Genomic DNA, 12,598 nt, shown 5'->3' on the forward strand with positions numbered 1-12,598 from the left:
GGCTGGCAGCCGCGCACAAGTCCGCTCGCCTCGGGTCGCACTGCGCCCCTGATGGCGAGAGCACCGAGTCTGTATCGTGGGCCTTCCGACGACGCAAACTCTTTGTCGGACGAATTGGTCCTACAACACGCCCATGGCAGAATTATTTCTGTATAAGATCGGCACAATCCGGTACCGGCACCGGTATGAAACATGCCCTTCCCATGCTGTTTTGTTGCGCTGCGGCATTTCCTGCGCTCGCGCAACCCGCCCCACAAACCGCGCAAATCCGCCACGAAGCGCAAAGTGGCTTACCCAGTTACGCCACCGTAGCGACCGCGATCGTGGGCGCGCCGCTGGTGATCGACGCCCGCATCACCGACTTGATCCGCATCAAGGATAACGCGGCCCCCAGTCTCGTTGCGGGACGCGCCCGCCTCTACGTCCGCGCCGATGTTTTGGCACTGATTCGCGGTAGCAGTGCGCTTCCGACGCAGATTTCCTACCTGGCGGATGTGCCGCTCGATTCTCGAGGCAAGGTGCCGAAGCTGAAAAAGCAGCGCGTGCTCCTGTTCGCGCGGCCGGTGCCGGGCAAGGCGAGCGATATTCAGCTCGCCGGCATCGACGGGCAATATGCCTGGTCGCCCGAGCTCGACACCCTTACCCGCCGCATCACGCGCGAGCTGCTCGCCGCCGATGCTCCGCCCGCGATCACCGGCATCGGCAACGCCTTCCACGTGCCAGGTGCGCTGCCCGGCGAAGGCGAGAGCCAGATCTTCCTCAAGACCGCCAACGGCGCGCCGATCTCGCTCCAAGTGCTGCGCCGCCCGGGCGAGAAGACCCTGTGGGGCGTATCGCTCGGCGATATCGTCGACGCGAGCGCGGGCCAGCCCCCGCGCGACACGCTGGCGTGGTACAGGCTTGCCTGCGGGCTTCCCAAGGCCCTGCCCCAGGATGCGGTGGGTGCCGAGACGCCGGAAAATGCCGAAGCCGTGCGGCAGGACTATCAGCTGGTGCTGCGCGACCTAGGCCCCTGCAGCTGACCGCAGCGGCGCCGCCGCCGGCCGCTCAGCGCCGGTGGCGGACCAGCGTGATCCCGATCGATTCCTGCGCCTCGGCGATCGCCAGCTTGACGATCCGCACCTCGACCCTGCGGACGCGCGAATCCGAGACGAACACCGTCTGGCAGATATGATCCGCAACCGCCTCGATCAGCGTGAAATGTACGTCCTTGGGCAGTGCGTCGGTGGCGGCGTGCTTGAGGTCGATATAGCTTTTCGAGGCACTGAGCGGAGTTTCCGGGGCGAAATGCTCCGGCAGGTCCAGATCTGCGGTGACGGAGATGCGCAGCGGCTGCGGCAGATGCGTCTCCTCGGAATAGACCCCGGTGAGGACTTCGACTTCGAGATCGAGCACCTGAAGCTGCAATAGGTCGGGCAATCAAACGGCCTTTCTTCGGCAAGACAAGCGCGCGCCATAGCAGATGGGGCCGCCGGGAAAAGCCCGTGCACTTCCTGCACCTTGATAGGTAGCAATTCGCGCTTGCGCTTCGCCGCAGCAGCGCTAAGGCGCGCGCCTTTCGGCATCAGGCCGAGGCGGCACGAAGGATTCGCGGTGATACAGATAGTTGCGCTGGATGCGGTTGACCCGCACGCCGTAGAGGCGCTGCTCGATCGCGCCTTTGGGGCCGATCGGCACCTGCGCACCGCCTATCGGATTCGCCAGGGCACCCAGCCGATTCGTCCATTCAGTTTTGCCGCATTAACCGAAGATGGCAAGCTGGCCGGCACGATTCAGAGCTGGCCCGTCGCGCTGGCGAGCGATTCGGGCCCGCAGGTGCCGCTGGTGATGGTAGGCCCGGTCGCGGTAGAGCCCACGTTGCAACAGGGCGGCATCGGCCGCCGCCTGATGCAGGAGACGCTGGACGCGACCGACGTGAGCGCGTTGCCGGGTGCCGAGGCGCTGATGCTGATCGGCGATCCTGAATATTATGGCCGCTTCTTCGGGTTCGACGCGAACCGCACCGCCCGCTGGCGTCTGCCCGGGCCGTTCGAACCGCGCCGGCTGCTCGCACGCGGTGCGGCGGTGCCGAGCTGTTCGGGACTGCTCGTGCCCCGTCTGCGCAAGGTCGCCTGAACTACGGGGTTCGACAAAGCGGCGGCCCGCGCTAAGGGACGTGCATGCCCAACACGCCGCCCCCCGATTTCGCCAGCCTGTCGCTCGCCGAGATCGCCCGGCTTGCCGAGGAACACCGGTTGCCGCCGGTAGAAAGCTGGAACCCCGCGCATTGCGGAGATAGCGAGATGCGCATCGCCCGCGACGGAACCTGGTACCACCAAGGCAATCCGATCGGTCGTCCCGCGATGGTGCGGCTGTTCTCGACCATCCTGCGTCGCGAGCCGGACGGCACGTTCGTCCTGGTCACGCCGGTGGAAAAGCTCGACATCGCTGTCGAGGATGCGCCGTTCGTGGCCGTGGAGCTGAAGGCCGAGGGCAGCGGCTCGTCCACCCGGCTCGCCTTCCGGCTGAACACGGGCGACGTGGTCGTCGCCGGCCCCGATCACCCGCTGCGGATCGAGCAGCATGAGGACGGCCCCCACCCCTATCTGGCGGTGCGCGGCGGACTGGATGCACTGGTCGGCCGCAACGTCTATTACGAACTGGCCCAGTTGGCCCTTGCCGACGAGCATAGCGCAACCCCCGGCATATGGAGCCAGGGCGTGTTCTTCCCGCTGGAGCCAGGCGCATGAGACTGGCCGATCGGCTGCGCCGGGCGCTGGCGGGCCGGCCGGCACAGGCGACGCCGCTGCTGCCCGGCGACCATGCCTTTATCGATCCCGCCCAGGTACCGAGCGCCGCGGCCGTGCTGGTCGCTGTGACAGACCGTGACACGCCGGGGGTACTGCTGACCCGTCGAAACGCCAATCTGCGGCGCCATGCCGGGCAGATTGCTTTTCCGGGAGGGCGCATCGATCCGGGTGATGCCGACGCGGTCGAGGCGGCACTACGGGAGGCGGAGGAGGAAATCGCCCTGCCCCGCCGGCTGGTCGAGGTGATCGGCACGGTCGAATGCTACCGCACCGTCACCGGCTATGCGGTGACCCCGGTGATCGGGGTAGTCCCTGCCGACGTTCCACTGGTGCCGTCCGAAGCGGAGGTCGAAGAGGTATTCGAAGTGCCCCTCGCCTTCCTGCTGGACGACGCCAATCATCAAAAGAAGCACGCTCTTTATCAAGGGCATGAGCGCCATTATTACGAGATATTGTGGAAAGAGTACCGGATATGGGGCGCCACGGCGGCAATGCTGGTCAACCTCTCGCGGCGGATGGCATGGCCGCATTGACGCTGCCGGCCGCCGAGTGGCGGGACCGCGCCGGGCTCGACACGCTGACGGAAGTGCTGGGGGCACATGAGGGCCTGTGCCGCTTCGTCGGCGGCGCGGTCCGCGACGCGCTGCTCGGCATTCCCGTCGCCGATCTCGACCTCGCGACGGCGCTGTCTCCGGACGAGGTCATGGCGCGCCTGCGCGCTGCCGGCATCCGCGCGGTGCCGACGGGGCTTCAGCATGGTACCGTCACCGCGGTGCTGGAGAGCGGTCCGGTCGAGGTGACGACGCTGCGCCGCGACGTCTCCACCGATGGCCGCCACGCTACCGTCGCCTTCACCGACGACTGGCGCGAGGATGCCGCACGGCGCGACTTCACGATCAATGCGCTCTACGCCGATCCGATCACCGGCGCGCTGTTCGACTATTTCGGCGGGCTAAACGATCTGGCGGCGCGCAGGGTGCGCTTCATCGGTGCCCCCCTGCAGCGCATCGCCGAGGATCACCTGCGCATCCTCCGCTTCTTCCGGTTTCTCGCGCGCTTCGGCGATGCGCCCGATGGCGATGGCCTCGATGCCTGCACGATCCGCGCCCGCGACCTGATGGCGCTCAGCCGCGAGCGCATCCGCGACGAGTTGCTGAAGCTGCTGGTCGCCCGCGAAACCGTCGGCGTGGTACGCCTGATGCTCGCGCGCGGCATCTTCGAACCGGTCGTGCCCGAGATCCGCAGCGCGGACCGGCTGGCCGCTTTGGTCGCGCGCGAGGCGCTGGTCGGCACCCTCCCCGATCCGATCCGCCGCCTTGCCGCGCTACTCGCGACCGATCCGGCACAGGCCGACCTGATCGGCGCACGGCTCAAGCTCTCAAACGCCCAACGAAAGCGGCTGATGCTTGCCAGCAGCGACGAGGGAATCGCCGGACCGCGCGCGTTGGCCTATCGTGTCGGGCGGGAGTCGGCCGAGGACCGGCTGTTGCTTGCGGCAACCGACGATGCGGCGCTTGGCCAGGGCTGGCAGCAGCTGACCGGCTGGGACATTCCCCGCCTGCCGCTCACCGGCGGCGCGCTGGTCGCCCGCGGCCTCGCCAAGGGACCGGACGTGGCCCGGGCGCTACGGGCCATCGAAGACCAGTGGATCGCGGAAGGCTTTCCGGCGACCGATCGGGTCGAATCGATCGCCGACGCAATCGTCGCTCAGGCGCTGAGCGCACCGATCAGCGCGAAGGCGGCGTCGCCGGGCACCGGCCGAGAGTAATGATAGCCCTGGCCGTAGGTGCAGCCTAGCGCCGCGAGGGTCTGGGCCAGCTCCGGCGTCTCGATGCCTTCGGCCGTGGTCTGCATACCCAGTGCCAGTGCGAGGCTGAGAATCGCGCGGATGATGGCAATCTTGTCGCGATCGGCGAGCATCCCGGTCACGAAGCTGCGGTCGATCTTCAGCACGTCGATCGGCAGCTTCTGGAGATAGGCGAGGTTCGAATAGCCGGTGCCGAAATCGTCCATCGCCAGCGTGGTGCCAAGGTCCTTCAGCGCCGTCATGGTTTGGGCGATGCGATCCGGATCGCTGACGATCGCGCTCTCGGTCAGCTCCAGGGTGAAGCGCGATCCGGGCATGTTGTGCCGGTCGAGCGCGGCCTTCACCATCGCCCCGATCTGGTCGCGCTGGAGCTGGATCGCCGAGAGGTTGACCGCGATCTTGACGCCGCAGTGGCCGCCCGCGCGGGCGTCCCATTCCGCCAGGGTGCGCGCCGCCTCCTCCATCGCCCAGCGGCCGAGCGGCACGATCAGGCCGGACTCTTCCGCAACCGGGATGAAGTCGTTCGGCGACACGGGAACGCCCTCCTCGTTGGTCCAGCGGGCGAGCGCCTCGAACGAGGTGATCCGACCGGTGCTGAGGTCGCAGATCGGCTGGAAGGCGAGCGACATCCTGCCATTCTCGATGGCGCGGCGCAGCTCGGTTTCGATCGCGAACTGCTCGCGCGCCAGATCGAAGGCGCGGGTATGGTAGAACTCGGTCCGGCCGCTCTTCTTCGCGCGGCGCACTGCGAGCTGGGCGTTGCGGACCAGGTCCTCCGGATCGCCCTCGATATCGGCGCCGAGCGCGATGCCGATCGAACAGTCGATGCGGATCTCGAAATTGGACAGGCGGAAGGGGTTGGTCAGCGCGGCATGGACTCGCTTGGCGACCTGCACCGCGTCGTCCGGCCCATCTTCCAGCGTCATCAGCACGCCGAACTCGTCTCCGCCGATTCGCGCCAGGATGTCGCGGCCGCGAAGCGCGCCCTTGATCCGGCGCGCGACGGAGATGAGCAGTTCGTCGCCGGCCAGCGCACCCATACAGGCGTTCACCCGGCTGAAGCGGTCGAGGTTGATCACGAGGACGCCGAAGCAATGCGCGTCGCCCGGATCGATCCGGCTTTCGATCTCATCGGAGAAGCCGGCGCGATTCGGCAGGCCGGTCAGGCTGTCGGTCGCCATCTCCCGGCGCAGACTCTCCTCCGTGCGCAATTCCGAGGTCTGGTCAAGCAGCGTGATCAGGCAGCGCCGCGCGCTGGCCTCGCGCCGCGCCAGCACCACCCGGAAATGGCGGCTGTCGACCTCGCCGCCGAAACGCCAGGCGATCTCCTCATGCAGCATGTCGGAAGCCAGGAACTGGCCGATTCGCGGCCCGAGCAGCTGGACCACCGGCGATTCCTGCGCGATCAGGCCCAGCCCTGCTACCCGGAACGGAACGTTGGTGGCACCGAACGCATAGCGGCCGTCTGCTATCTCGATCACCGCCGCAGGGATAGGCAGCAGCTCCAGCATCCTGCCCAAGTCTTCCGCGGGCGCATGCAACGCGGGGTCGACCGGTGGAGCGGGCTCCACGGTACGCATACTCAGAGCCCGGACCCTTCGAAACGCCATCCCCTCAGTTGTAGCGCCCAAGTGGTTAAAGGGGTCTGAAGACCCTGTCCGTACGGACAGCTTTTACCGCTCAGAAACGGTTGTCGCGCGGGAACCCGGTGGGCGGCATGCGGCCTGCAGCGCCGCGCGCGGCACGCCACGGCATCACGTCCGGCTCGGAGCGGTAGCGGCCCTGCTCGCCGCCCATCCGCCAGCGCAGGCCGTCGGTAAACTTGAAGGTGATCACGTCAGACAGCCCGCCATCCCGGTAGCGCTGCAGCTGCACGCCCTGCCCGCGCGTCATCTCCGCCACCTCGGACAGCGGGAAGACCAGCATCTTGCGATTGTCGCCGATCGCCGCAACGAAATCGTCCTCGGGCCCGATCGGGCGGACCAGCTTCAGATGCGCGCCCGGGCGCGGGGTGACGACCTGCTTGCCCTTGCGGGTTTCGGCGATCACTTCGTGGCTGCTCACGATGAAACCGCGCCCATCGCTCGCCGCGACCAGCAGCTTGGGCGCGGCGCTGGCGGGAAGCAGTGTGACGATGTGCCGTTCGGCCTCCAGGTCGATCATCAGCCGCACCGGCTCGCCAAAGCCGCGGCCACCGGGCAGCTTGTCCGCCCCCAGCGTGTAGAAGCGGCCATTGTCGGCCGCGAGCAGCAGCTTGTCGGTCGTCTGGGCATGGAACGCCAGGAAGGGCCCGTCGCCTTCCTTGAACTTCAGCGCCTCGCCGCCGAGATCCTCGACATGCCCCTTCATCGCGCGGATCCAGCCGCGCTGCGAAAGGATGACGGTGATCGGCTCGCGCTCGATCATCGCCTCCAGCGGGATCTCGCGGGCGGGCGCCATCTCGATGATCGCGGTACGCCTGGCCCCCAGCGGCGTATCCTGGCCGTAGCGGGTGATCATCTTGCCCAGCGCGCGCTTCATCCAGGTGCGCTGGCGCGCCTCGGAGCCGAGCAAGGTCTCCAGCTCGGCCTGCTCCTTCTCCAGCTTCTCCTGCTCGCGGCGGAGTTCCATCTCCTCCAGCTTGCGCAAGCTGCGCAGCCGCATGTTGAGGATCGCCTCGGCCTGGCGATCGGTTAAGGAGAACTCGGCCATCATGATCGGCTTGGGCTCGTCCTCGGTGCGGATGATCTCGATCACCCGGTCGAGGTTGAGATAGGCGGTGATATAGCCGCGCAGCAGCTCCAGCCGATCGGCGATCTTCTCCAGCCGGTGCTGCGACTTGCGCTGCAGCACCACGAACTGGTGCTCCAGCCAGCCGGCCAGCGCCTCGCCCAGGCTCATCACCCGCGGCGTGCGGTTCTTGTCGAGCACGTTGAGGTTGAGCGGCACGCGCACCTCGAGGTCGGACAGGCGGTAGAGGCTGTCCATCAGCGTATCGGCGTCGACCGTGCGGCTACGCGGTTCGAGGACGATGCGGATGTCCTCGGCCGATTCGTCGCGCACGTCGCCCAGGATCGGCAGCTTCTTGTCGTTGATCAGCGCCGCGATGCCCTCGATCAGCTTGCCCTTCTGCACGCCGTAGGGGATCTCGGTGACGATCAGGTGCCAGCCCCCGCCCTTCTCGGTCACCTTCTCGATCTTGGCGCGCACCCGGAAGCTGCCGCGGCCGGTGGTATAGGCCTCCGCGATCGCGGCGGGGCTGTCGACGGCGATGCCGCCGGTGGGGAAGTCCGGGCCCTTCACGAACTCGAGCACGTTCGCCTGCGGATTGTCGATCAGCGCGACCGCGGCCTGCATCAGCTCGGCGGCGTTATGCGGGGGGATGCTCGTCGCCATGCCCACCGCGATTCCCGCCGCACCGTTGGCCAGCAGGTTGGGGAACAGGCCGGGGAACAGCTCGGGTTCCTCGTCCTCGCCGTTATAGGTGGGGCGGAAATCGACGGCATTCTCGTCGAGGCCGTCCATCAGATCGATCGCGACCTGGGTCAGCCGGGCTTCGGTATAGCGATAGGCGGCGGCGTTATCGCCGTCGATATTGCCGAAATTGCCCTGCCCGTCGACCAGCGGATAGCGCAGCGCGAAGGTCTGCGCCAAGCGCACCATCGCGTCATAGACCGAGGCATCGCCATGCGGGTGATACTTACCGATCACGTCGCCGACAACGCGCGCGCACTTCTTGTAGCCGCTCGCCGGATCCAGCTTGAGCAGCCGCATCGCCCAGAGCAGCCGGCGATGCACCGGCTTCAGCCCGTCGCGAACGTCGGGCAGCGAGCGCGCGGTGATCGTCGACAGCGCATAGACCAGGTACCGCTCGGACAGTGCGCTGTCGAAGGGGACGTCGGAGGCGCCGGAAGGTTCGGAAACGTCGGTGTCGAGGCTCATCGCCGGACGGGATAGCAGGCAGGAGGGGCAAACGCCAAGGGCGTTCCCCGTTTGATCCGAATTGTTTCGTGCTCAGCCGATCAGGTGGCGGAAGAAGCTGCGGTTCCTGGCGATCAGCGGGCGCAGATGCTCGGGCACCTCATGCCACTTCAGCTTGCGGATCATCGGCGTGCGGTGCGACGGCCCGATCGAGACGAGCAGCGACAGCATGCCGCGGCGCTGGGCCGGCGGGGTGCCGCGATGCAGCGCGAAGGTGTTGACGAAATAGACGTCGCCCTTCTCGGCCAGCACCACGCCCGCACCGTTGGCCTGCTTGATCAGCTCCAGTTCCTCGTCGCGAAAGCGCCTTGCCTCCGAGAATGCGTGCAGGCCCGAGGTGCCCGGGATCAGCTCCAGCGGGCCGTCCTCGCGCGTCGCGATCGGCGAGAGCGGCACGAACACACGGATGAAGTTGAGCGGTTCCACACAGTCGCGGTGCCAGTTCTGGTTCTGATAGGCGAAGCCCACCGGCTGCGAGATCCACGCCCAGGCCCAGCTGAGCGCCGCGCGGGGACCGATCGCCTCGCGGCAGAAGGCGATCAGGTCGGGATTGGCGCAGATCTCCAGGAAACCATGGTCCTCGAACAGCCGCTGCGCGTCCATGTAGAGGAAGGGGTGATCGGTCGCCTCCGGCGCGCCGACATGTTCGAAACCGGGCAGATAGGGATCGGTGAAGGTCTGCGGCGCGAACATCGATGCCGCCATGCGATCGACCAGGCCGCTGTCGAGCATCTTCTCGGCGAAGTGGAAATCGGCGGCGTGAAACGCCGCGGCGCGGGGCGTGCGGCCGATCCGCGCCCACGGCGCGTGCAGCAGCCGCTCGATCCGCCCCAGCCTGCGCAGCCGGGCCGGATCGTTCGATCTGGTCCGCAGCCAGAAGATGTAGTTATAGGCATAGTTGTAGAAAGCGATGTGCCGCAGCCGCGCCAGCCGCGTGTCCCGCCGCATGCCGTCCGCCACCTGGGCCGTGTACGGCTTGATCCCCGCTTCGGGGGTATGGTCCGCACCCACCAGCATCGCCTTGCCCAAGCGCGTCATCATCCGGTTCCACTGCCCTGTCCGTTCCCATTTTAGGACGGCGGTGCGCGCCATGGGCCGCAGCCGGCCAATTTGACACGCGGGCCATGCTGCAATTTCGCCGCAATGTCGCCTCATTTACGGCAGAATTGTGGCTTGACTTTGTCCTATCCGAATGGTGGGATTTGCGCCTCACCTTCAAGGGGATCGCGATGCGCAAATTTCTCGTGCTCGGTTTCGCAGCGTTGCTTGCCGCCTGTTCCAGCAATGACGGCGGCGGTTCGGGCCAGCAGGACGCGCCCACCGCCGAAGCGCCGGCGACGCCGGGGGCCGAACCGCTCAAGGTCGCCCTGCCCCAGCTCGCCTATCGGTACACGCTCAGCTTCCTGCTGCCCGATGGGCGCCTGGCCGAGACGCAGGAGGCGCATCGCGCGCTGTGCGAGCAGCTGGGCCCGGCGCGGTGCCAGCTGGTGGCACTAACGCGAGACGATGCCGAGGGCCGCGCCGGCAGTGCGGTGCTGAAACTCCGCGTCGCCGCCGCCGATGCGCCCTATTTCACCGGCGAGGCCGGCCGGCAGGTTGCGGCCGCGGGCGGCCGCGCGCTCAATACCAACGTGGCGGGCGACGACGTGTCGAAGGACCTGACCGACACCGCCGCCCGCATCCATCAGCGCGAGTTGCTCGTCGCCCGCGTCACCGAGACGCTGCGGACGCGCAAGGGCACGGTCGGCGAACTGGTCGAGGCCGAACGCAATGTCGCCGGGGCGCAGGAGGAACTCGACAAGGCCCGCGCCTGGCAGCGTGAACTCCAGGGCCGCGTCGCGATGGCCGAGGTGGAGATCCACTACCAGCCGCTCGCCGCCCCGGCCTCGGGCGCCAGCGTCGGTGCGGCACTCGGCGAGGCCGCGCAGGGCTCCGCGACGATGTTTGTCTGGGGCCTGCAGCTGCTGCTCTCGCTGGCGATCTACCTGCTGCCCTGGGCCGCGGTCTTCGGCGCCGGGGTCGCGGTGGCGACGCTGCTGCGCCGACGCAACCGCGCGGCATGAGTGCAGGGCCCGCTTTGGGATCGACGCTGCATTGCACCCTCGCCCCCCTTGCGGTATAGCGCGAGGCCTTCCAGAGCCCCGGCTGTTGCGTGGAGAAATCCCGTGAGGCCGGGGCAACGCATTTCCAAGGGACTAGGCCGACATGGCACGCCGCCGGCAAATCTACGAAGGCAAGGCTAAGATTCTCTACGAGGGTCCGGAGCCCGGCACGCTGATCCAGTATTTCAAGGACGACGCAACCGCCTTCAACGCCCAGAAAAAGGGTACGATCAACGGCAAGGGCGTGTTGAACAACCGCATCAGCGAGCACGTCTTCACGCTGCTCGGCGGCATCGGCATCCCCACGCACTTCATCCGCCGCCTCAACATGCGCGAGCAACTGATCCGCCAGGTCGAGATCGTGCCGATCGAGGTCGTGGTACGCAACGTCGTCGCCGGTTCGCTGGCGAAGAAGCTGGGGATCGAGGAGGGCACGCCGCTGCCCCGCACGATCGTCGAATATTATTACAAGGACGATGCGCTCGGCGACCCGATGGTCACCGACGAGCACATCCTGGCCTTCGGCTGGGCCGCGCAGGAAGAACTGCACGACATGGCCGACATGGCCATCCGCGTGAACGACTTCCTCTCAGGGCTCTTCGCCGGCATCGGCATCCGCCTGGTCGACTTCAAGCTCGAGTTCGGCCGGATCTGGGAAAACGAATATCCCCGGATCATCCTGGCGGACGAGATCAGCCCCGATGGCTGCCGCCTGTGGGACATCACCACCGGCGAAAAGCTCGACAAGGATCGCTTCCGTCGCGACCTCGGCGGCGAAGTCGAGGCCTATCAGGAAGTGGCGCGCCGCCTTGGCCTGTTCCCGGAAGGCGACGCCTCCGACGTGCTCGACCTCGAGACGCACCGCAAGAAGCGGGGGAAGTAAGCGTCGTTTCGCGCAGCAAGGAATTGAAGGGGCTCGCCGCCAGCGGGCCCCTTTCCTTTCCGCCTTCCGTGCACTGCCAACGCCCTTCCCGAACGATTTCCGATTGCGAGTTCGCCCCCGCCGCGCCATAGGCGCGCCCATGAAACTCCGCATCATCGTCACCTTGAAGAACGGCGTGCTCGATCCGCAGGGCAAGGCCATTCAGAACGCGCTCGGCGGCCTCGGTTTCGAGGGCGTCGAGGATATCCGCGCCGGCAAGATCTTCGAGCTGGACGTCGCCGATTCGACCAGCGACGCCGCCATCGACGAGATGTGCCGCAAGCTGCTCGCCAACACGGTGATCGAGAACTACCGGGTCGAGAAGCTGTGAAGACCGCGGTCATCGTCTTCCCCGGCTCCAACTGCGATCGCGACATCGCGGTCGCGCTGGAGAGCGTGACCGGCACCAAGCCGCACATGGTGTGGCATGGCGACAGCGAACTGCCGGAGGGCCTGGGCCTGATCGCCCTGCCCGGCGGCTTCTCCTATGGCGACTATCTGCGCTGCGGCGCCATCGCGGCGCGTTCGCCGGTCGTGAAGGCGGTGGTGGAAGCGGCCAATCGCGGCACGCCGGTGATCGGCATCTGCAACGGCTTCCAGATCCTCACCGAAACCGGGCTGCTGCCGGGCGCGCTGATGCGCAATGCCGGCCTCGACTTCGTCTGCCGCGACGTGCCGTTGGTGGTGGAGAACAGCCAGTCGATCTTCACCAGCGCCTATCAGGCGGGCGAACAGCTCTCGATCCCGGTCGCGCACCATGACGGCAATTATTTCGCCGACGCCGAGACGCTCGATCGTCTCGAAGGCGAAGGCCGCGTGGCGTTCCGCTACGGCCAGAACATCAACGGTTCGGCCCGCAACATCGCCGGCGTAATGAACGCCGCCGGCAACGTGCTCGGCATGATGCCGCACCCCGAGCGCAAGATCGAGGCAGCGCATGGCGGCGACGACGGCCGCAGGCTGTTCGAAGGGCTGCTCGCCGCGGTCGCCTGACCGCCGCAGTCTCCGTGAAAAAGGG

General features: G+C 67.2%; 13 protein-coding genes. 9 read left to right on the forward strand and 4 right to left on the reverse strand.

Annotated elements, in window-relative coordinates; genetic code table 11:
- Positions 1–185 precede the first annotated feature (185 nt).
- Positions 186–1,022 (forward strand): hypothetical protein, encoded by an 837-nt coding sequence (locus KK7_RS0104375; RefSeq protein ID WP_237709131.1) that lies wholly within the window; start codon positions 186–188, stop codon positions 1,020–1,022.
- Positions 1,023–1,047: 25 nt separating this feature from the next.
- On the opposite strand, the gene KK7_RS0104380 is transcribed toward KK7_RS0104375, so the two are convergent.
- A complete protein-coding gene (locus tag KK7_RS0104380) occupies positions 1,048–1,419 on the reverse strand; it encodes a dihydroneopterin aldolase (protein ID WP_029622785.1) in 372 nt (123 codons plus the stop codon).
- 174 nt (positions 1,420–1,593) lie between these two features.
- On the opposite strand from KK7_RS0104380, the gene KK7_RS0104385 reads away from it, so the two are divergent.
- The 4 genes from KK7_RS0104385 to KK7_RS0104400 are packed head-to-tail and all read left to right on the forward strand — an operon-like array spanning position 1,594 to position 4,557.
- Positions 1,594–2,115 carry a GNAT family N-acetyltransferase gene (locus KK7_RS0104385; protein ID WP_010543430.1) on the forward strand — a complete coding sequence of 174 codons (522 nt, stop codon included), beginning with the start codon at positions 1,594–1,596 and terminating at the stop codon, positions 2,113–2,115.
- Positions 2,116–2,159: 44 nt separating this feature from the next.
- A complete protein-coding gene (locus tag KK7_RS0104390) occupies positions 2,160–2,729 on the forward strand; it encodes a DUF1285 domain-containing protein (RefSeq protein WP_010543431.1) in 570 nt (189 codons plus the stop codon).
- Entirely contained in the window at positions 2,726–3,322 is a 597-nt protein-coding gene (locus KK7_RS0104395; protein WP_010543432.1) for a CoA pyrophosphatase, read from the forward strand. The genes KK7_RS0104390 and KK7_RS0104395 overlap by 4 nt, the downstream gene beginning before the upstream one ends.
- Complete coding sequence (locus KK7_RS0104400) at positions 3,310–4,557, forward strand: CCA tRNA nucleotidyltransferase (RefSeq protein ID WP_010543433.1); 1,248 nt, start codon at positions 3,310–3,312, stop codon at positions 4,555–4,557. Before KK7_RS0104395 ends, KK7_RS0104400 begins: the two co-directional genes overlap by 13 nt.
- On the opposite strand, the gene KK7_RS0104405 is transcribed toward KK7_RS0104400, so the two are convergent.
- The 3 genes from KK7_RS0104405 to KK7_RS0104415 form a co-directional block, all read right to left on the reverse strand.
- The gene (locus tag KK7_RS0104405; protein WP_010543434.1) at positions 4,497–6,107 is read right to left on the reverse strand and encodes a putative bifunctional diguanylate cyclase/phosphodiesterase; all 1,611 of its coding nucleotides are present in this window, start codon (positions 6,105–6,107) and stop codon (positions 4,497–4,499) included. The genes KK7_RS0104400 and KK7_RS0104405 overlap by 61 nt on opposite strands.
- A gap of 169 nt (positions 6,108–6,276) precedes the next feature.
- Positions 6,277–8,517: a DNA topoisomerase IV subunit A gene (gene parC, locus KK7_RS0104410; protein WP_010543435.1), complete on the reverse strand. Its 2,241-nt coding sequence runs from the start codon at positions 8,515–8,517 to the stop codon at positions 6,277–6,279.
- 72 nt (positions 8,518–8,589) lie between these two features.
- Positions 8,590–9,597: a phytanoyl-CoA dioxygenase family protein gene (locus tag KK7_RS0104415; RefSeq protein WP_237709132.1), complete on the reverse strand. Its 1,008-nt coding sequence runs from the start codon at positions 9,595–9,597 to the stop codon at positions 8,590–8,592.
- Positions 9,598–9,785: 188 nt separating this feature from the next.
- On the opposite strand from KK7_RS0104415, the gene KK7_RS0104420 reads away from it, so the two are divergent.
- From KK7_RS0104420 to purQ, 4 genes are all read left to right on the forward strand, one after another.
- Positions 9,786–10,619 carry a DUF4349 domain-containing protein gene (locus KK7_RS0104420; protein ID WP_040597644.1) on the forward strand — a complete coding sequence of 278 codons (834 nt, stop codon included), beginning with the start codon at positions 9,786–9,788 and terminating at the stop codon, positions 10,617–10,619.
- 142 nt (positions 10,620–10,761) lie between these two features.
- The gene (gene purC / locus KK7_RS0104425; RefSeq protein WP_010543438.1) at positions 10,762–11,541 is read left to right on the forward strand and encodes a phosphoribosylaminoimidazolesuccinocarboxamide synthase; all 780 of its coding nucleotides are present in this window, start codon (positions 10,762–10,764) and stop codon (positions 11,539–11,541) included.
- A gap of 139 nt (positions 11,542–11,680) precedes the next feature.
- Positions 11,681–11,911 (forward strand): phosphoribosylformylglycinamidine synthase subunit PurS, encoded by a 231-nt coding sequence (gene purS, locus KK7_RS0104430; protein ID WP_010543439.1) that lies wholly within the window; start codon positions 11,681–11,683, stop codon positions 11,909–11,911.
- Entirely contained in the window at positions 11,908–12,573 is a 666-nt protein-coding gene (purQ, locus tag KK7_RS0104435; RefSeq protein WP_010543440.1) for a phosphoribosylformylglycinamidine synthase subunit PurQ, read from the forward strand. The genes purS and purQ overlap by 4 nt, the downstream gene beginning before the upstream one ends.
- Positions 12,574–12,598 lie beyond the last annotated feature (25 nt).

The organism is Sphingomonas elodea ATCC 31461, from assembly GCF_000226955.1.
GTDB lineage: Bacteria > Pseudomonadota > Alphaproteobacteria > Sphingomonadales > Sphingomonadaceae > Sphingomonas > Sphingomonas elodea.

What these genes read in the sequence shown, in the direction of transcription:
- KK7_RS0104375 (WP_237709131.1), top strand. Translation starts at nt 186, where the DNA reads ATGAAACATGCCCTTCCCATGCTGTTTTGTTGCGCTGCGGCATTTCCT.
- KK7_RS0104390 (WP_010543431.1), top strand. Translation starts at nt 2,160, where the DNA reads ATGCCCAACACGCCGCCCCCCGATTTCGCCAGCCTGTCGCTCGCCGAG.
- KK7_RS0104395 (WP_010543432.1), top strand. Translation starts at nt 2,726, where the DNA reads ATGAGACTGGCCGATCGGCTGCGCCGGGCGCTGGCGGGCCGGCCGGCA.
- KK7_RS0104400 (WP_010543433.1), top strand. Translation starts at nt 3,310, where the DNA reads ATGGCCGCATTGACGCTGCCGGCCGCCGAGTGGCGGGACCGCGCCGGG.
- KK7_RS0104405 (WP_010543434.1), bottom strand. Translation starts at nt 6,107, where the DNA reads ATGCTGGAGCTGCTGCCTATCCCTGCGGCGGTGATCGAGATAGCAGAC.
- parC (WP_010543435.1), bottom strand. Translation starts at nt 8,517, where the DNA reads ATGAGCCTCGACACCGACGTTTCCGAACCTTCCGGCGCCTCCGACGTC.
- KK7_RS0104415 (WP_237709132.1), bottom strand. Translation starts at nt 9,597, where the DNA reads ATGATGACGCGCTTGGGCAAGGCGATGCTGGTGGGTGCGGACCATACC.
- KK7_RS0104420 (WP_040597644.1), top strand. Translation starts at nt 9,786, where the DNA reads ATGCGCAAATTTCTCGTGCTCGGTTTCGCAGCGTTGCTTGCCGCCTGT.
- purC (WP_010543438.1), top strand. Translation starts at nt 10,762, where the DNA reads ATGGCACGCCGCCGGCAAATCTACGAAGGCAAGGCTAAGATTCTCTAC.
- purS (WP_010543439.1), top strand. Translation starts at nt 11,681, where the DNA reads ATGAAACTCCGCATCATCGTCACCTTGAAGAACGGCGTGCTCGATCCG.